The organism is Streptomyces sp. NPDC126499 (assembly GCF_040302485.1).
Lineage (GTDB): Bacteria > Actinomycetota > Actinomycetes > Streptomycetales > Streptomycetaceae > Streptomyces.
Genome location: NZ_JBEOUO010000017.1, coordinates 1 through 18,977 on the forward strand (window position 1 = coordinate 1; position 18,977 = coordinate 18,977).

Genomic DNA, 18,977 nt, shown 5'->3' on the forward strand with positions numbered 1-18,977 from the left:
GTTTTTTTTTTTTCTCACTACGCCTCCACTTGACGGGGGCCGTTTCAGACCGCCCCCCCGGGGGGGCACCCCCCCGGGGCCCCCCGCCCGCCTGCCTGCGCAAGCTGCTTCTTGCGCATCTCGAACAAATGGCCGCAGCGCCGCGCGCCCGCACCCCGCTGGCCTTCCGGCAGACCAGACATGGCCATGGGTGCAGCGCGGTGATTCTCATAAATGAACAGTTGCGAGAGTCCTGCGAGAGCCCCGAAGTCGATCACGTTTCCCCAGCTCGCCGTTGGCCGAAAACCTCTCAAAACCTAGGCGTTGTGCGAGACAGTTCTGACAGACTGCCGGGGTGCATCGGGCGCCCGATCAAGCCGCAAACGCGGTAGAACGAAACGACTGTCCGAAGTGTGAAGCCCCGGCGGGCGGTCGGTGCCGCACCCGGGCCGGGAAAACCGCGACGAAGTACCACACCGCCCGCTTCATCCTCGTCCCCGCGCTCCGCGAGGAGCTGGAAGTGCCGGTGCCCGAGGACCACGGCCACGGACGGCCGTGGAAACCGGGCCCGCCCGTCGAGGCGGCGCCGGCCGACCCAGGTGGCCCCCACCGGTCCCGGCAGCGGCACCACCGACGCGGTGGGCACGCTCGGCCCGGCGCGACGGGGAGGACGGGTGATCCCGCTGCCGCCGCACCGTACGAAGGGCCCCGGCGTACTCGGAGCCGAAGGCCCTGGCCAGATCGGCCCGTTCGGCCGCTGGCCCGAGCCCGGCGAGGACGAGGAGACAGAGGACACCCACCCCGGAGAGCTGCACCCAGAGCATCGCTCTCAGCTACTTGTCACTTCGCCGTAGCTTCGGGAGAACGGGGCCGCCTCCAGGGTGCGAGGCGGCCGCCGGACCCTCAGTGCTCGTAGCGCGTGAACACGTCGTACAGCCGGTTCTCCGGGCCGCGCAGGAACAGCGCCTCGATCTCGTCCTGCGGCACGCACAACGGCACGTACCCCTCCTCGTCCTCCTCGCCCTTCCCGTCCTCCTCCGGGACGGGCGGTTCCGGCAGGGTCACGAACGGTGTGTCGTACTCCCACTCGGTCAGGGCCTCGCGCGGGCGGCACTTCCACACCGTGCCGCAGTGGCGGACCTGCACCTCGCCGAGGTACCAGGCGGCGACCTGTACGCGCGGGGTCGCGGCGGCGGCGTGGATGTCCTCGTAGGTGGAGTACCAGCTCCGCAGCAGTCGCTCCAGGCGGTCGACGGAGGCGGGGGCGAAGTCCCAGTCCTGGCCCGTGTCCCGGGCCCAGGCGGGGAACGCGGCCCGCTGCCGGGCCAGCCAGTCGTGCAGCCGGGGGTTGTCGAACCAGTCCTGGGGGTCGTCCGCGATGGTGTCGTTCATGGTCTCCGAGCGTACGGCGACATGGGCGCGGAACTGTAAAGATCCTGTAGGGAAAGGGAGTTGGCGGGCAACACGCCGGTGAATCGGGGTACCGACCGACGTCGTTCCGCCTAGGCTCACGTGTTCGGCGGCGCCAGTGAGCACGGGGGCCCTTGGCGCCCTGTGAGTGAGACCCATTCTTCGTGGGCTCCCGGGAAAGCACCCTTCACTGTGAGAACACGCGGTACGCGCAGTACGCGCATCACACATCGCCGTCGCGGCCTGCTGTGGCGCACCACCGTCGCGGCGGCGGTCGCCGGTTCCGTCGCGCTCGTCGGGCTTCCCTCCTTCGGGGACGAGGCCCAGGCCGCGCCCAAGTCGGGCCAGAAGTGCAAGGACCTGTTCAAGGACGTCGTGGGTGACGTCGCCGACGACCTGCCCTTCGACGACGGGTACGTCCGTCCCGAGGCCGACTGGGACACGTACGACTACGACAACCCGCGGCACTCGTTCGACGGGCTGAGCCTGCCCGCCGATCCGGCCGAGCGGGAGCGGTTCCTGAAGAAGATCGGCACGGACTACAAGAAGTACCCCGAGGACTCTCCCGAGCGCGTCTACGCCCGCTTCTACAACAACCAGGTCAACGGCAAGCAGCCCGCGTCCAGTTTCACCGACTGGCTGATGGACGACTACATAGGCCTGGAGGGCGACCGCGCGCGCGGCAAGCAGTACCACCGCAAGGTGGTGCAGGACCTCGGTCTGCTCGGGGACGACTGGCTCTGCGAGGAGCCGATCGAGTACATCGACAAGAACGGCAACAAGCGCTACCGGAAGTACGACTTCGTCAACTACAGGCTGGGCATCTTCGGGGAGGTGAAGTCCGGACCCAACCACGACGGCAGCCAGCGGCCGGCGGACCGGATCATCCTCCAGCAGGACAAGTACAAGAAGTTCACCCTGTACGCCGTCCACGGGGACAAGCCTTCCAGGGAGACCGGGACGGCCTGGAAGAACCTCAACAAGGAGGTCGGCGGCACCGACACCGACAAGCGGGTGAAGGTCATCCAGCACCGGGCGACCGGCAAGCCGCGGTACGAGCTGACCAAGTACACGGACAGGGCCAAGTGGCAGGCGGGGCCCGGAGCCGCCGGGGCCGTCGGCGGCGCGGTCGACGAGATCCGTCGTTCTCCGGAGAATCCGCGCCAGCTCGCCGAGCGTCTGGCGCGGCTGCGGGCCAACGACCCGTCCGGCCTGCGCGGCCGCGGTCTGGGCGGGGTGGACTTCTCCACCCTCGAACTGCGGTACATCGGCAAGCCGGTCAAGGGCAAGGGAATCGAGTACGCGTACAGCGCGGCCGCGGCGGACGAGGAGGACGGCGTCGGCTGGGGCGGCAGGGCGAAGGCCCAGCTGATCTCCGACAGCTTCTTCACGTGGATGGCGCTGACCCCGGAGAAGTTCTGGGTGAACCTCAACCCGGACCAGCCGGACAAGATCATGGACCCGCTGTTCGGGAAGACGGACGCGGGCCGGGTCCTGCTGGAGGCCGACCTCCAGATGAAGCACGACTACGCCCGCAACATGGATCCGCGTGAGGGCGTCGGCAAGCTGTACTGGGACGCGATGACGGCCGCCGGCGTGCCGTGCGGGCACGGCCTGCGGGTGTGGATCGTGCCCCGGCCCGCGCAGGTGCGGGCCGAGGAGGAGGGTCTGTACATCCTCGACGCGCCGCTGGAGGTCAAGAGCGAGCCGCTGGAGGTCGAATTCCCCGACCCCAACGGCGAGTGCGCACTGACGGAGGCCCAGCGGAAGACCTCACAGCGGCTGGTGAACGAGCTGGTCGTGCCGGACATCGAGCGCCAGGTCAACGCCGATCCCGAGTACGCCGACCTGCGGCGCGTGTACAAGGCGCGGGTCGCGGCGGAGTACGTCCGCCAGCAGGACGCGGCGAAGGCCACCGACTACCGGTCGCTCATCAACGGCAATGACGTCAAGGCGTGGCCGCTGCGGGCCCCCCACCAGGACTGGACCCCGCGCAAGACCTGGGACGCCTACATGAAGTCGTACACGGAGGGCGACTACACCTACCCGTGTGAGATGAACGGGGAGCAGAAGACCTGCGTCATGGGTGGCGTCGACTTCTCCAAGGCGCCCAAGCAGCAGGTCTCCAAGGCTCGGTTCACCAGCGAGCACCGGCACCTGCCGCGCACCACGCGGACGAGCGTGAAGGCGCTGACGCCGGACGCCGAGAACCACAGTCTGATGGCGATGGGCGCTTCCGGTGACGTGAAGTCCACCACCCCGAAGCCGGTCCCGACTCCGTCGCCGAGCGACGACGGCACGCCGAGCCCGCAGCCGTCGACGCCCACGCCGACGGCCTCGCCGGAGCCGACGCGGTCCGGTGGCGTGCGGCCGACCACGGCCCCGCAGGACCCGGGCGGCGACCTCGCCGACACCGGCAACGGCATGCCCGTGGGGCTGATCGGCGGGTTCGCCGCCGCGCTGCTGGCCCTCGGCGCCGTACTGACCTGGCGGATGAGGCGCCGCCGCGGCTGAGACGCGGACGGAAACAAAGGGCGGTGTCGCCGGTTCCCCGCGCGTGCGGGGCCGGCGGCATCGCCGGGCCGCCCGGCTCGACAACGGTGCGAGGCGCTTCTCCCTCCGGTCGGCCACCCGGAGCCGGCCGTGCCGATCGTCCGGCCGTCCGCCGCGACCAGCGCCTCTCCAGCGTCTCCAGCAGACGCAAGCAGCCGCCCGCCTCCCGCGTCTCGGCCGAGCTCTGTCACTCCTCCCGGCGGAACACCATCACGAAGTCCGCCATCTCCCGCACCCGGGGTACGTCCGGGTCCGGGAGGGCGCGCAGGCGGTCGCAGGCGTCCGCCACGAGCGGGAGGTCCTCGTCGCGGAGCTGCCAGGCGCCGGTGAAGAGGCGCCCGGTGGCGATCGAGTCGGCCATGGCGGTCGGGGAGACGCGGAAGACGGTGGGGCGTTCGCCCGCCGGGCCCTCGTAGGTCAGGCCGTGGGCGGCCGCGAGGGGGGTGAGGACGTCGGGGGCGTCCTGGCGGGTGGCCGCGGGGTCGAGGCGGGCCTCGAGGGCGCGCACGATGCGTCCGATGTCGTCGTCGGGTTGCCTGCCGCGGGCCGGGATCACCAGGTAGCGCCCGCCGGGCCGCAGGACCCGCGCCACCTCGCGGAAGACCGCCCGCGGGTCCGGGCCGGCGTGCAGCAGCCAGGTGGAGACGGCCTGCGCGACCGAGGCCGTACGGACCGGCAGCCGGCCCGCGTCGCCGACCGCCACCCGGGCGCCGAGCCGCTCGCGCGCGTGGGCCAGCATGCCGGGGGACAGGTCCACTCCGTACACCCGGTGGCCGAGCGCGGCCAGTTCGGCCGCCACGATCCCGGTGCCGACGCCGATGTCGAGGACCGGCTCGGCCGGGTCGAGCAGCGGGGCGAGCTGCCCGGCGAAGCCGGCGGCCCGGGCGGTGCCGCCGCGTGAGGCGTCGTAGGTGGGGGCGATGGCGTCGAAGGCGGCGGTCACGCGGTGCCGCCGCTCGGTGCCGACGGCGTGAAGCTGACCGGCAGGGTCGCCATGCCGCGCAGGATGCCCTCGCGCCGGGTCAGGTCCTCGTCCGGATCCGTGAGCCGAAGGTCCGGGAAGCGCCGCAGCAGCGTGCCGAGCGCGATCCGGGCCTCCGCGCGGGCGAGCGGCGCGCCCAGACAGAAGTGCATGCCATGGCCGAAAGCCAGCTGTTGCGGCATCTCCCGGCGGGCCACGTCGAGGACGTCGGGTCGGTCGAAGCGGCCCGGATCACGGTTGGCCGCCGCCAGACCGATGATGATCATCTCTCCGGCCGGGATGGTGACGCCGCCGATCTCGTACGGGTCCGTGGTGAAGCGCGCCACCCCGCGGCTGACCGGCCCCTCGTAGCGCAGCAGCTCCTCGATCGCCCCCGGCAGCAGCGAGGGGTCGTCGCGCAGCGCGGCGAACTGGTCGGGGTGGCGCAGCAGGGCGTGCACCCCGTTGGCGATCAGGCTCGCCGTGGTCTCGTGCCCGGCCAGCGTCAGGAGGATCGCCATCGCGAGCAGTTCCCGGTCGCTGATCTTCTCCTCCGCCTGTGCCGCGCACAGCGCGCTCAGCAGATCGTCGCGCGGCTCCTTCTTCCGCAGGGCGATCAACGGCTCGTAGAACTCGGTGAGTTCGGCCCGCGCCCTGGCCCCCTTCGCGAGCCGCTCCGGAGTGTTCGGCGGCATGATCAGGCCGACCGCGAGCCGGGCGAAGTCCGGCCGTCCCTCGGCCGGGATGCCGATGAGCTCGGCGAGCACGGCCATCGGCAGCGGCAGGGCGAACTCGGCCACCAGATCGGCCGTTCCGCGCGCGGCGAAGGCGTCGAGATGGGCGTCCGTGTGGGCCTGGATGCGCGGAGCGAGCGCCTCCACCCGGCGCGCGGTGAAGGCCTTGGAGACCAGGTTGCGCAGCCGGGTGTGGTCGGAGCCGTCGGCCACCAGCATGCTCGCCATCAGGACGTTGGTCCGCTCCTGGTGGGCCATCTCCTCGGCGAGACCGTTCACCCCGGCCGGACTGCTGCTCAGCCGGGGATCGGTGAGGGCGGCCACCGCCTCGTCGTAACCCGTGACCATCCAGACTTCAAGGGTGGGATTCAGCCGAACCCGCTGCACCACCCCGTGCTCCCGTATCCGCTCGAACAGCGGGTACGGGTCGGGCTGTTGAGCGACGTTCAGCGGCACGTCATGGACGATGGTCTGACCCTGATCCGACATCCGCTACTCCCCGTGAGCGTGGGAAAGATCTGTGGCAGGTAGTCATACCAGCCACGGAAGTTGCGTGGTAGCGTCACCGGCCATCGGCACGGAGGATTACCCGCGGAGCGGCGCCGCCCACCGGCGAAACGTTTGTTCCGCACTGCTCAACCGCAAGCATTTACGGCCTCGACCAGGTCCTACGGCGCAGGGAGAGACGTTTCGTGGCAGAGCTCGACCAGACGGTGAAGGACGATCCGCTCCTGGGACTCGCCCGCCCCGACGTCCTGCGCAACCCGTACCCGGCATATGCCGAGTTGCGCGAAAACACCCCTGTCCTCTGGCACGAGCCCCTCGGCTCCTGGGTCCTCACCCGGCACGCCGACTGCCTCGCCGTCCTCACCGACAGCACCCGCTTCGCCTCCGACTGGCGCCGGGCCGGCGAGGACGTCCCCGACCCGCTGCTGAGCGTCCAGACCCTCGACCCGCCCGAGCACACCGCCATCCGGCACCTGCTCCTCGACGGCTTCCGCGCCCAGGACCGGCACGCCCTGCACGAGCGCCTCGACCACCACGTCAAGGAACTCCTCGCCGACCTGGCCCGCCGCCCCTCCTTCGACCTCGTCGGCGAGCTCGCCGAACCGCTCGCCCTGCGCTTCGTCACCGACTTCCTCGGCGTGCCCGCCCCGGACCTCGGCCGCTTCGTGCCCATGTCCCGCGCCATCGTCGACGGCATGGACGCCGGACTCTGGCCCGAGAAGCACGAACCCGCCGTCGCCGCCCGCGCGGAACTCGCCGCGTACGCCGGCGGCTGGCTCGCCGACCCGCCCGAGCACGGCCTCATCGCCCACGTCGCCGCCCACGCCGACGACAGCGGCGTCGCGCCGGCCGTCCTGCGCAACAGCCTGCGCGCCGTCCTCCACGCCGGCTACGAGTCCGCCTCCCGGCTCCTCGGCAACGCCGCCGCGGCCCTGCTCACCACCCCCGGCGCCCTCGCGGCCTTCCGGGAGGCGGGGCCCGCCACCGCCGTCGACGAACTCGTCCGCTACGACGCCCCCGTCCAGGCCGACGCCCGGGTCTGCGTCACCGACACCGAGATCGGGGGCGTCACCCTCCGGGCGGGCGACCCGGTGACCCTCCTGCTCGGCGCGGCCAACCACGACCCGCTGCGCTTCGCCCGCCCCACCGAGCTGCGACTCGACCGCGCCCCGAACCCGCACCTGGGATTCGGCCGCGGGGCCCACGCCTGCCTCGGCGCGTCCATGGCGATCCGGCTTGCCGGATCGGTCCTCGGGACCCTCGCCACGGACCACCCCCAGGCGCGGGCGGTCGCGGAACCACACCACCGGCGCAACCTCACCCTCCGCGGACTCGACCGCTTCGAGGTGACACTGCGCCCCACGACGGGGGAGGAGGTCAGGACATGAAGTACTGGCACTGAGCACGCACCGTGTGATGCCCGCGCCCTTCACCGAGAAGGAGGTACGGACATGAAGTACTGGCACTGAACCTGACCACCGCGCCGCCCGCCCGGCGGGCGGCCGCCACGCCATGAGCCCCGGCCCCGCGCACAGCCATCCGCGCGGGGCCGGGCGCCCGGCCCCCCGACCCCGCCAGGCCCCCACCAAAGGACGCGCCCCCGGCCGCCTACCCGCGCAGCACCCGCACCCGGCCCGCCGGGAGCTTCGCCCACCAGTGGGCGTACCGCCCGTAGAGCCCCGGATCGCGGGCCGCGAGCAGGCCGTGCAGCGACCGCGCCTCCTCGGCCAGCCCCTCCCACACCGGGGCCGGCAGCTCGTGGAAGGCCGTCGCCTCGATCCCGCCGTCGACCGGGCGCCACACGCCCGCCACCCGGCCGTCGACCAGCAGCGTCGGCAGCACGTCACCGTTGGCGCGGATCACCGTCCGACGGTACTCGGGCGGTATCACCCGGCTCCGGTCCGCGTACGCCAGCAGGACGCTGTCCCACATCGCCATCAGCCGCGGCGGAGCCGGCGTCTCCGCGTCCGGCCGCGGCGCCCCGGGCAGATCGAAGAGCTCCGTGCCGTCCGGGCCTTCGAGCCGCTCCACCTCGTCGTCCAGTTCCCGCAGCACCCGCCGGATCGGTGCCCTCTGCACCATGGCGAACTGCGCCATGTCCGCCACCGAAGCGGGCCCGAACCCCGCCAGGTACCGCAGCAGCAGATGCCGCAGCGCCCCGGGCGCGCCCTCGCGGCCCTCGGGCAGCGGGCCGCCTCCGGCCGCCACGTACGAGGGACGCTCGCCGAACGACCAGGGGCCGCCCGTGGGGTGGTGGTGCAGCGGCGCGTAGCCGCGCAGCCCCCACCAGGCCGCCTCACGGCCCTCCGCCCCGACCCGCCGTTCCAGCCAGTCCCGGAACTCCGCACTCGTACGGGGCACTTCGGCGAAGGCCAGCAGATCGGGCAGCAGGGCGTGCGCGTCGGCCGGCGAGAAGCCACCGGCCGCGAACCGGAACCCGAGCCGCGCCCCGTACAGCGTCGACTGCATCGCCTCCCGGAAGACCGGACAGTCCTCGGCGTGCACCACGTGCAGCGTGATCCGCATCAACGTCGCCTTCACCACCTCGCGGCGGGCGAAGACATCGTCCAGCTCGGCCGGATCAAAGCCCGCGAGCCGGTTCCACAGCGCCACGTACGGCGAACCCGGCTGCTGCGCCTGCAACGCCACGACCCGCCGCACGCCCTCCGCGACGGCCAGTCGCTCGCGCGCGAGGAGCAGTTGACGGCCGAGAGTGGCCCGGTTGAGCTCCCGGGCGGTGATCTTCACACCGAGCATTCTGCCCGCCGCGCCGGCCCGGCCGGATGAGAGGGTGGGCCAGGAGACGGATCCGGGGGCACGGGAGGCGACGCCATGGCGGTCGGTGAGCTCGTACGGGCGGAACTCGCCCGCCACGACTGGGCGTCGCTGCGCTGCGGATGCGGGGACACCGCGGAGCACCTGCCCCTGATGTTCGAGACGATCCTGGAGGCCGCAACCGCCCGGGACATGATCGGCTACACCCTGGAGGACCACGTCGAACGCAACGGCGCCCTCTTCCCCTGCTTACCGCCGGCCGTCGCCGTGATCCTGGCCGCCCTCGCCAGTGGACCCTCCCCGCTCGCCCGCGGAGTGCTGCTCCAGACCCTCTGGTCCATGTCCGGATGCGACACGTCCTTCGGCCCGCCCGACACGATCCCGGAGGACTGCCGATCCGCCGCCGACCGGGGCTTCTGGGTGCTCGTCCACCTCGGACTCAGCGGCGACGCGGAGGACGCCGAGCACGTCGCCGACATCTGCGCGTTCTTCGGGCTCGGCGGCGAGCGGCACGCCGACTACCAGCGGCTGCTGCGCGAACGGATGGTGACGAAGACCAAGCGCCGACAGCGGCGGTGACCCCCGGGCGCGTCGGACCGCGCACATCTCGCCAAGGTGCCGGGACAGTTGGCCGAGACCCGCTGGTGCCGCCTTTGCGGCTTGCTCCGGCGCCGCCGTACCGGCGAGGATCGCCGCTGAACGACGCGTCGAACGGGGGACCTCATGAAGCCTCGCCTGGTCTTCGTCCACGGCATCGGCGGTCCCCGGGACGCCGCCGCCGACCTGGACGAATGGCTACGGGCCGTCGCCGCCGGCGCCCGCGCCGCGGGACACTCCGCCCAGGTGTCGGCCCTGACCGGCGGCTGGGGCGCCGACGCCCGCTTCGCCTACTACGGCGACCTGTTCCGTACCGCCGGAGCCCAGGGCGGCCCCGCCGGCACCGCCGAGGAACAGGACGACGAACTGCTGGCCGCGCTGCTCCTCGAAGCCGTCGACGAACGGCTCGCCGACCCCGCGCTCGACCCCGCCGAGGCCCGCGCCCTGCACGCCGCCCGCACCCGGCTCGCCCCGCCCGGCGGCGCCCAGGGCACCGGCGCGCCGGCCCGGCGCGCGGTCAACGCCGTCACCAGCCTGCTCGCCGTGCCCGGCCTGCGCTCCGTCGGCGGCTGGCTCAGCGCCCGCGCCACCGTCGGCATGCTCGGGCAGGTCGCCCGCTACCTCAACCGTGGCGAGACCGACGGCACCACCACCCTCGACCAGCGGATCCGCGCCCGCGTCGCCGACTGCCTCGACCCCGACGGCCCCAACATCGTCGTCGCCCACTCCCTCGGCACCGTCGTCGCCCTGGAAACCCTCCACGAACAGGCCGCCGACGTCCCCCTGTTCGTCACCCTCGGCTCCCCGCTCGGCATCCGCACCGCCGTCCAGCCCCGGGTCCGCCCGCACCCCCTCGGCACGCCCGGCACCGTCCGCCGCTGGCTCAACTTCTGGGACCGTGACGACCTCGTGGCCGCCCGGCCGCTCCTGGAAGGCTTCGTACGGCCCAACGCCGACGACGTCGTGCCCGCCAGCCGCCGCGTCGACTCCGACGGCGCCTGGGTCCACCCGGCCGCCAAGTACCTGGCCCAGCCCGCCGTCGCCGGTCCCCTCGTCGAAGCGCTCACCACCGTCGCGGAGCGATGAGCGCACCGCGGCACGTACTGGTGATCGGGGCCCAGTGCCCCGACCTCGGCCTGCTCGACGACCTCGAACGGGCCGCCCGCTCCCTGCACGACACCCTCACCACCCCGTGGGCCGGCGCCTGCGAGAAGGACCCGGCCCACGGCCCCACCCTCCTCGTCGGCCCCGACCTCACCCAGCAGCGGATCGAGACCGCCGTACGCCGGGCCGGCCGCACCGCCGCCGAGGCGGGCGCCGTCCTCGTCCTCGCCTTCCTCGGCCACGGCATGGCCGCCGGCACCCAGCTGTACTTCATGGCCGGCGACTCCCGCGCCGAGGACCCGCTCAGCGCCGTCGACGTCGGCTCGCTGCTCGGGGGGCTCCTCGACAGCGCCGGACTCGACGGGCTCGTCGCCCTCGTGGACACCTGCCACGCCGGCCACGCCCTGCCCGACCTGAAGTCCCTCGCCGGCGGCATCCGGCGCGGCGACACCCGCCTCTCGCTGCTCATGGGCGCCGCCGCCGACGAGGAGGCCTACGCCCTCCGCTTCAGCACCACCCTCGTCAAGGTGCTCAACGAAGGAATACCCGACGCCGGCGAGACGCTGACCGGAGCCGTCGTCGCCCGGGCCGTACGCGAGGACGGCGGCGCGGTGGGTCAGGCTGTCCAGCACGTCGACTACGACGGCGCCCAGTTCTCGGCGGGCCCGCTGTGGCTCGCCCGCAACGCCCGGCACACCGTCCGCCGGACCGGCTCCCCGCTCGGCCCCGTCGGCCGGGCGGAGCTCGACCGGGCCCTGCACCCCCTGCGCCTCATGAACGGCGACGGCGGCGGTGACGGCGACGGCGCACGGGACGGCGCGGGTGACGTGGGCGACGGAGCTGGAGGCGGCGGGAGCGCGTGCTTCGCCGCGACCGCCGTCGACGGCGCACTCCACCTCCACGACCTGGAGGCCCCCCACGACCTGGAGGCCCCCCACGACCTGGAGGCCCCCCACGACCTGGAGGCCCTGCGCGGCCGCGTCGAAACCCTGCCGGCGCCCGAGCGCCAGTGGGCCCAGGGCGTCCTGGACGCCCTGCGCAACGCCGCCCGCACCGTCGACCTGCTCGACGCCTGGCCCGGCACCGCCCTCACCACCACCCTGCTGCGCCGCGGCCTCGCCGCCGTCGAGGCCGCCCCGACCGCCCCGCTCCCGCGGTCCACCGGCACCGACCTGCTCCGCGACGCCGTCGAACACCTGCTGCTCCGCGCCCCCCGTGCGGGACGCAGCCGCACCGGACCGCTCGCCGAGTTCGTCGCCCTGCTGGCGAGGGAGACCGGCGTCGACCCGCAGGACCCGGCCCTGCGCGCCTGGGCCAAGGAGACCGGCGCCGTCATCGACCTCAACGACGCCTTCGCGCGGCTCGCCGAACGCACCGAGGAGATGCGGCTCCGGCTCGTCGTCAGCCTCCACTCCGCCGTCGGCGACGAATGGCCCGAATCGCTCGCGGCCTGGCTCCTGGACGGCGGCACCGTCCGCCACCGCGAGGAGTTCCCGTGCGCCGGCCAGGACCGCGCCGGCACCGAACGCGCCCTCGGCACGGTGCTGCGCTGGGCCTCCGGACTCGCCCGGAGCCTGGACACCCCGCTGCGCCGGGTGGAGATCGCCGCGCCCGCCCCGCTGCTCGCCTGCTGGCGGCCCGAGGAGACCGACCTCGGCATCCGCCTCGGCACCCGCTACGACGTCGTCCTGCGCTGGAGCGACCGGATCCAGCCACCCGACCACCTGTGGTGGATCAACGACCAGGCCCGCGACATCCTCAAGGCCATCGACCAGGGCCCCGGCGCCGACGGCAGCCGCGTCGACTGGCTCGGCGAGGCCGACACCCGCCGCGTCCCCGAACTGCGCGCCCGCCTCACGAGCGCGCCCCGCACCCGCGCCCTCGCCCTGGCCCACCGGCCCGAACGGCTCGCGGACCTGATGGAGACCCTGCTCGCCTCCTCGCCCATCGTCCTGTGGCCCGACGACGACCCGGCCCGCCCCGCCGTGACACCCGTGCCCGCGCCCGTACGACGCACCGTGGACACCCACTGGCACCTGCTGCCCGTCGGATTCTGCCGCGCCTACCGGGAGAAGTGGAGCGCCTGCTCCGCCCCCGACGACCACGCCCCCGCCCCGGACGGTGGCGGTCTGCACCACCTCGCCCGGCTCCGTACCGTCTGGGACGGACCCGAATGGCTGGACTTCTGCGCCTGGTTCGACCGAGAGCACACGGACCACGCGCCCATGGACCACGCGCCCACGGCGCACGAGCACACAGATCGCATGCACACGGATCGCGCGCCCATGGATCGCGCGCCCATGGATCGCGCGCCCATGGACCACGCCCACACGGATCGCGCCCCCATGGACCACGCGTCTCTGGGCCACGCCCACACGCGCCACGCTCACATGGACCACGCGCCTACGGATCGCGCCCCCATGGACCACGCGCACACCGAACGGGAAAGGCTCCACCCGGAGCCGTTCCCGACGCACGGGGAGGAACCCGCATGACCTGGCAGCCCTTCTACGCCGGCCACGGCACCCCGCCCGCCGGGCCCGCCGACCGCGTCGAACTCCCCCCGGCTCCGCCGTGGCGCGAGTTCCCTCGCCGCTCCCTGCACCGCCAGTTCGTGCCGCCGCCCGGACTCGTCGAGGCCGTCAACGCCGCGCTCGCGCTGCGCCGCCCACTGCTCGTCACCGGACCCGCCGGCTCCGGCAAATCCACGGTGATCGAGCAGGTCGCCGCCGAACTCGACCTCGGCACCGTGCTGCGCTGGCACATCACCTCCCGCAGCAACCTCGCCGACGCCCTCTACCGCTACGACGCCCTCGGCCGCATCCACGCCCAGCGCCTCCAGGGCCCCGCCGGCGGCGACGACATCGCCCCCTTCCTGCGGATGGGCCCCCTCGGCACCGCCCTGCTGCCCGCCGACCGGCCCCGCGCCCTGCTCATCGACGAGATCGACAAGAGCGACCTCGACCTGCCCAGCGACCTCCTCGACGTCCTCGAACGCGGCGAGTTCGAGATTCCGGAGCTCGCCCGCTACGGGACGGACGTCGTCGCCGTACGGGAATGGCAGGGCGACCGGCACCACGAGGTGCGCCGCGGCCGGGTGCAGTGCACCGAGTTCCCGTTCATCGTCATGACCAGCAACGGCGAACGCGACTTCCCCGCCGCCTTCCTGCGCCGCTGCGTCCGCTTCACCATGCCGCTGCCCACCCCCGAGACCCTGCTGCGCATCGTCGAGGCCCACATGGGCGCCGGCACCGCCGGCACCCCCGAGGCCGGCCGGCTCGTCACCACCTTCCTGGACCGCCTCAGCGCCGGCGAGAGCCTCGCCGTCGACCAGCTCCTCAACGCCGTCCACCTGCTGTCCGGCACCGACGCCCCCGACGAGGCACGCCGCCAGGCCGTCGAGGACCTGATCCTTCGCGAGCTCTCACATGCCTGATCCGCTGCCCCGGCTGCTCTCCGCCCTGCGCGCCGCCGTCCCCGAACTGGACGGCACCGCGCTGGCGGAGGCGCTGTGGCTGGCCGCCCGGATGGCCGACCGGCGCGAGGGCGACGGGCCCGACCCCGTACCCCACCCGCCGGCCGACCCGGACCGGCCCACCCGGGCGCTCCCGGAACCGCCCGCCCCCACGGAAGCGACGGGGAAGCCGGCACCGGCCCCCGCACCGGCACCGCGGTCCGGCACGCGCGACACCACCCCCGCCGCCCGGCCCCTGCACGAACGGCTCCCCGGCAGCGCCGCCCCCCTCCGCGGCCACGCCGTCGCCGGGCCCCACGCCGCCGGCCTGCCCCGCCCCCTGGAACTCACCCGCGCCCTGCGCCCGTGGAAACGGCGCTGGCCGGAAGGCCGCAGCACCGCCCTCGACATCGACGCCACCGTCGACGGCTACGCCCGCAGCGGCGAGCTGATCCCGGTGCTCAAGGCGGCACCCGAGCGCTGGTTCGACCTGGTCCTGGTCGTCGACCGCTCACCCGGCATGCGGGTGTGGGCCGAGACCGTCGCCGAGTTCACCGCCGTCCTCGACCGCCTCGGCGCCTTCCGCACCCTCCAGGTCACCGACCTCACCTTCGCCGCCACCGGCGAACCCCAGGCCCCGGGACCGCTCCGCTCCGCCGACGGACGCCGGCTCGTCGTCGTGGTCTCCGACTGCATGGCCGACGCCTGGCGCCGCCCCGGGATCTGGCACCTCCTCAGGGACTGGGCCGGCGCCCACCCCACCGCCCTGCTCAACCCGCTGCCGACCAAACTGTGGCGCCGCGGCGGCCTCAACCTGCCCACCACCCGCTTCACCCCCGCAGCCCCCGGCACCCACCGCAGCCGCGTCCCCGTCACACCGCCCCCGATGCTCGGCCCGACCGCCCCGGACCCGACGGCGCGGGACCGTGGCGGACAGGGCGGCGACGGCACATGGCTGCCGATCCCGGTCCTGTCCCTCACCCCGCACTCCCTGGGCCGCTGGTCGCGCACCCTGATGCGGGGCGACCCCGAAGGCTGCACCGCCGTCCTCGTCCCGCCCACCGGGCGCACCACCGCCGGGACCGCCCGGCCGCGCACCACCCCCCTTCCCCCGGGCCGAACTCGCCCGTCGCTTCCTGCGCACCGCCTCCCCCCGGGCGGCCCGCCTCGCGGTGCTCTGCGCCCCCTTCGACCGGCTGAGCCTGCGGCTGCTGCACCTGGTCCGCGAGAAGCTGGTCCCGGACGCGACGGTGGCCGACGTGGCCGAGGTCGTCACCAGCGGCGTCTTCGAGGTGGTCGAGCGGGCCGGAGCCGGAGCCGGCGCCGGGGCCAGCGCCGGGGTGGGGGCGGGGGCCGGTGCCGGGACCGGCTCCGGGGCGGGGGCCGGGATCGTCGAATTGGTCCTGCCGCCCGGCGCCCAGGAGGTGCTGCGCGAGCACCTGCCCGCCCACGAGGTCTGGTCCCTCCACCAGGCCCTCGACCACCACATCGCCTCCCGCGGCAGCGGGCGCACCCGCCTTCCCTCCGTCGCCCACGACGGCGAGGGCCCGCGCGACCTGGCCGCGGAGAAGGCGGCCTTCGCCCGCGCCTCCCGCCGCACGCTCGAACTGCTCGGACTCGCCGAACCCCGGCCGGAGGGCGAGCCGGAGCCCGTACCGGGGGAGGGGGACACCGCGACGTGGACGGTGCTCCCGTCGGCACCGGAGCCGTACGTCGGTCACGCCGGCCTGGCCGACGCCCTCGTCCGGAACCTGGGCCAGGGGACCGTGCGGGCCGCGTGGATCACCGCCGAGGCCGCCGTGCCCGGCGCCGGCCGCACCGCCCTCGCCCTGCACGTGGCCCACCGGCTGCGCGAGCACTTCCCCGACGGGGTGTTCTTCGTACCGCTACGGAGTTCCGGACGCCATCCGGTGGCGCCGGACACCGCGCTGCACCGGCTGCTCGGCGACCTCGCGACCCGGACGGGCCAGGCGCCGGAGCCGGTCCGGCCGGGCCGCGACGCCTTCGGGGACCTGGTCGCCGTCAGCGCCCTCCTCCGGACCCTCGGCGGACGCCGGGTCCTGCTCGTCCTCGACGACCTGGGTACGCGGCAGACCGACCAGGAGTTCGCCCACGAGCTCGCCGACGGCCTGCCCGAGGGCTGCGCCGTCCTCCTCACCACCCGCGCCACCCAAGGAACTCCGCGACGTCACATGGGGGTGGAACTGCCCCCGCTCACCGGCCGCGACGCCGCCCGGCTGCTCGCCGTCTCCGGCGAAGGCGGCGGCGAACCCGCCGAGCACGGCGCCTGGTGGCCGCTCACCCTCCGTATCCTCGGCGGCGCCCTCGGCTCGCGCGACCCCATGGTCGTGCCCAAGGCGGGCCGCTACGCCGCCGAGTGGCGGGACACCGGCCGGGCGGAGAACCCGGAGAGCGCCGTCCGCCGCTGGCTCACCGACCTGGCCCGGGGGCGCGCCACCACCCTCGTCGGACTGTCGGTCGCGGCCGCGGGGGAGCTCACCCGCGACGAGGCCGCGACCGTGCTGCGCACGGACCCCGAACGGGTCACCGCCGAGCTCGAAAGCCTCGTGCGGGAAGGGCTGTTGGAGCACCCGGACCCCGGGCGGTATGCCCTCCCCGCGGTCGTCGAGGCGGAGCTGGCACGGCTCGAAGGCTACGACGCCCGGCGCGAGGCCGCCCGCGCCCGGATCGGCCCCTTCTACCGGCGGGCCGCCGCCGCCCTCTACCTCGACCGGCGGGAGGGCGGCGGACTGGCCGGACGCCTGCGGATCGGCGCCGCACGGGCCCCCCGGCCCGAGGTGTGGGTGCCCAACGCGCTCGCGTTCGACGGCGTGGACGCGGAGACACTGCTGCTGCTCCACGAAGCGGGGGCGGCGGAGCTCCATCCGGAGCAGTTCGTACGGGCGGCCAAGGCGCTCGCCGCGGCCGACCGGCCCGACGGGCGCCACGCGAAGGGGCGGGCGGCGCTCGTCCTGGCGCTGGCGGAGCACGGGGCCGGGCGGCCCGAGGTCGCCTGGGAGGTGCTGCACCACGTGGGCATTCCCCGGCTGGAGGACGACGAGGCGACCTACGGCCTGGCCGCCCTGCTGCTCGCCCGGCTCGCGCTCGCCCTGTCGCCCTCGGGGGCGTGGACCGCCGTGGCGTGGGCACAGGAAGCCCTCGCGTACGTGGGCGGCGAACCCACCCCCGAGACCGGTGACGTGCTGCTCTGTCTGGAACGGGCGCTGACCGTGCGCGGCGTAGGCGAGGAACTCGCGGCCGTCCAGCGGCAGTTGTCCCTCCACTACCGGGCCCGCGGCCTGCGCCTCGACGAGGCCCGGGCGCTCGCCCGCACCGCGGCGACGCTACGAGGGCAGGGCCGCTCCGCCGAGGCCGAGAACGCGACGCGGCAGGCCCTGGAGATCCTGGACCACCTCGACCGGCTCGGCCAGGGTGACCCGGCCGCCCGGGAGGAGACCCGGCGGCTGCTGCGCGGGGCGGGCACGACGACCCTCATCGCCGTCGACGCCTCTTCCGCCGCCGGCCAGGAGCCGGTGCTCAAGGACCTGCTCGCGGGAAGCCCCCTCGTGCAGGGCGTCCGTTACCGCACCCGGCTGTTCGACGACTGCCAGCTGCTGCTCGTCGAGGGCGACGTGCCGATCGTCCCCTTTCTGAGCAGAGGGGCCAGGGGGCTGCCGGGGTGGGGGAGGAACGCACCGCGACGGCGGCCTGCGCCGCGCCTCGCCGTGCACCACGGCCCCGTGGGACCCGATCCGGCTGACGACGTCGCCGTCGAGTACACGCGGACGATGCTGCGCTCGGCGGAGTTCCGCCGGGTGGCGGACAACTACCCGGACGATGCCGTGCTGTGCGTCTCACCGGAGGCGTACGAGATGCTGGCGCGCGAGGACGGGCAGCAGGCGCTGGCCCGCGACTTCGCCGCGCGCGAGGTGCGCAGCCGCTCCGGGGAGGTGGTGTGCGTGATCCTCGTCCCGCGCGTCGACCTGTCGGCGTACGACGCCGAACTCCTCGGCCTGGCCCGGCTGTTCAACGAACTCGACCCGGACGGGCGGACCCTCGCGGGTGTCCTGCGCCGCTGCCTCGACGTCGCCCTGGGGACCTGGTCCACCGGGACGATCGACGTGCGGGACCTGGACGGCGCGCGACGTGACGTGCTCCGGGGGGAGTTCGCGAAGGCGCTGTGCGACGTGTTCCCCTTCGGCCCCGCACCGGCCGGCCGCACCGGCAGCCTGCTGTGGGAACGACCGCAGGGAGCGGTGCCGTTCCAGGTGCGGCTGTCCCTCGACGGCCCCGGCCAGAGCCCCTTCGAGGCCGGGACGGAAGGCTCCGCGTGCCTGGTCGTGTTCCCGGACGACCGGAGCGCCCGGTGGTCGGCGGGTCTCGTGCGGGCGAAGGAGGGACCGGCGGCGCCCGGCGCGGTGCTCTGGCTCCACCGGGACGCCCCGCTCCCCGAGAACGTCCTCCTCGGCCTCGCCCCGGAGGACCGCGCCGCCGTCCTCGCCCGCCCCGACGACGTGCGACGCGTGGCCGAACTCTTCCGCCGCACCCGCTTCCGTACCGTGCCCGCCACCGCGCTGCGGCCCCTGGTGCGCGAGAGCGCCTGGGAGAAGGAATGGGTCGTGCGCCTCGCCGGCGCGGAGCTCCGCGAGGACGGCCTGCTCCTCCTGGCGGGCAACGCGCGCGGCCGGGCCACGGCGGAGGCACTGCGACAGCCCGTGCCGCAGCCCGGCGAGTACGTGTGCGTACCGCTCGTCCGGCAACGGCCGGACCACGGCGGCCGGCCGTCGGTCGTCGTGGACGGCACCGCCTGGGTCGTGGCCCGCGAGGACGAGGAACGGGCGCCGCTGCCGGGCGGCTTCCCGAGCCTGCGCACCCGTTGACGGTACGACGGCGGGCGCGGGCG

At 74.3% G+C, this 18,977-nt stretch carries 11 protein-coding genes and 1 pseudogene; 8 read left to right on the top strand and 4 right to left on the bottom strand.

The annotated features are described in order from the left end of the window. Positions 1-882 precede the first annotated feature (882 nt). Entirely contained in the window at positions 883-1,371 is a 489-nt protein-coding gene (locus ABTZ91_RS24005) for a hypothetical protein (RefSeq protein WP_352079276.1), read from the bottom strand. Between the two features lie 210 nt (positions 1,372-1,581). Here ABTZ91_RS24005 and ABTZ91_RS24010 point away from each other — a divergent pair, with 210 nt between their 5' ends. Continuing rightward, entirely contained in the window at positions 1,582-3,903 is a 2,322-nt protein-coding gene (locus tag ABTZ91_RS24010) for a hypothetical protein (protein WP_352079277.1), read from the top strand. 226 nt (positions 3,904-4,129) lie between these two features. On the opposite strand, the gene ABTZ91_RS24015 is transcribed toward ABTZ91_RS24010, so the two are convergent. Together ABTZ91_RS24015 and ABTZ91_RS24020 are read right to left on the bottom strand one after the other, a co-directional pair. Then, complete coding sequence (locus ABTZ91_RS24015; RefSeq protein WP_352079278.1) at positions 4,130-4,885, bottom strand: class I SAM-dependent methyltransferase; 756 nt, start codon at positions 4,883-4,885, stop codon at positions 4,130-4,132. Next, positions 4,882-6,126 (bottom strand): cytochrome P450, encoded by a 1,245-nt coding sequence (locus ABTZ91_RS24020; protein WP_352079279.1) that lies wholly within the window; start codon positions 6,124-6,126, stop codon positions 4,882-4,884. The genes ABTZ91_RS24015 and ABTZ91_RS24020 overlap by 4 nt, the downstream gene beginning before the upstream one ends. A gap of 203 nt (positions 6,127-6,329) precedes the next feature. On the opposite strand from ABTZ91_RS24020, the gene ABTZ91_RS24025 reads away from it, so the two are divergent. Further along, entirely contained in the window at positions 6,330-7,532 is a 1,203-nt protein-coding gene (locus ABTZ91_RS24025) for a cytochrome P450 (RefSeq protein WP_352079280.1), read from the top strand. Between the two features lie 220 nt (positions 7,533-7,752). On the opposite strand, the gene ABTZ91_RS24030 is transcribed toward ABTZ91_RS24025, so the two are convergent. Further along, entirely contained in the window at positions 7,753-8,892 is a 1,140-nt protein-coding gene (locus ABTZ91_RS24030; RefSeq protein ID WP_352079281.1) for a winged helix DNA-binding domain-containing protein, read from the bottom strand. Positions 8,893-8,976: 84 nt separating this feature from the next. On the opposite strand from ABTZ91_RS24030, the gene ABTZ91_RS24035 reads away from it, so the two are divergent. The 6 genes and pseudogenes from ABTZ91_RS24035 to ABTZ91_RS24060 all read left to right on the top strand — a co-directional run bounded on the left by ABTZ91_RS24035 (position 8,977) and on the right by ABTZ91_RS24060 (position 18,954). Continuing rightward, a complete protein-coding gene (locus ABTZ91_RS24035; protein WP_352079282.1) occupies positions 8,977-9,498 on the top strand; it encodes a hypothetical protein in 522 nt (173 codons plus the stop codon). A gap of 144 nt (positions 9,499-9,642) precedes the next feature. Further along, positions 9,643-10,602: an alpha/beta hydrolase gene (locus tag ABTZ91_RS24040; RefSeq protein WP_352079283.1), complete on the top strand. Its 960-nt coding sequence runs from the start codon at positions 9,643-9,645 to the stop codon at positions 10,600-10,602. Continuing rightward, the gene (locus tag ABTZ91_RS24045) at positions 10,599-13,115 is read left to right on the top strand and encodes a hypothetical protein (RefSeq protein WP_352079284.1); all 2,517 of its coding nucleotides are present in this window, start codon (positions 10,599-10,601) and stop codon (positions 13,113-13,115) included. The genes ABTZ91_RS24040 and ABTZ91_RS24045 overlap by 4 nt, the downstream gene beginning before the upstream one ends. Further along, positions 13,112-14,056 (top strand): MoxR family ATPase, encoded by a 945-nt coding sequence (locus ABTZ91_RS24050; RefSeq protein ID WP_352079285.1) that lies wholly within the window; start codon positions 13,112-13,114, stop codon positions 14,054-14,056. Before ABTZ91_RS24045 ends, ABTZ91_RS24050 begins: the two co-directional genes overlap by 4 nt. A 91-nt stretch (positions 14,057-14,147) precedes the next feature. After that, positions 14,148-15,113 (top strand): annotated as a pseudogene (locus ABTZ91_RS24055) (SAV_2336 N-terminal domain-related protein); the annotation flags it as partial. 133 nt (positions 15,114-15,246) lie between these two features. Next, a complete protein-coding gene (locus tag ABTZ91_RS24060; protein ID WP_352079286.1) occupies positions 15,247-18,954 on the top strand; it encodes a NaeI family type II restriction endonuclease in 3,708 nt (1,235 codons plus the stop codon). Positions 18,955-18,977: the final 23 nt, after the last annotated feature.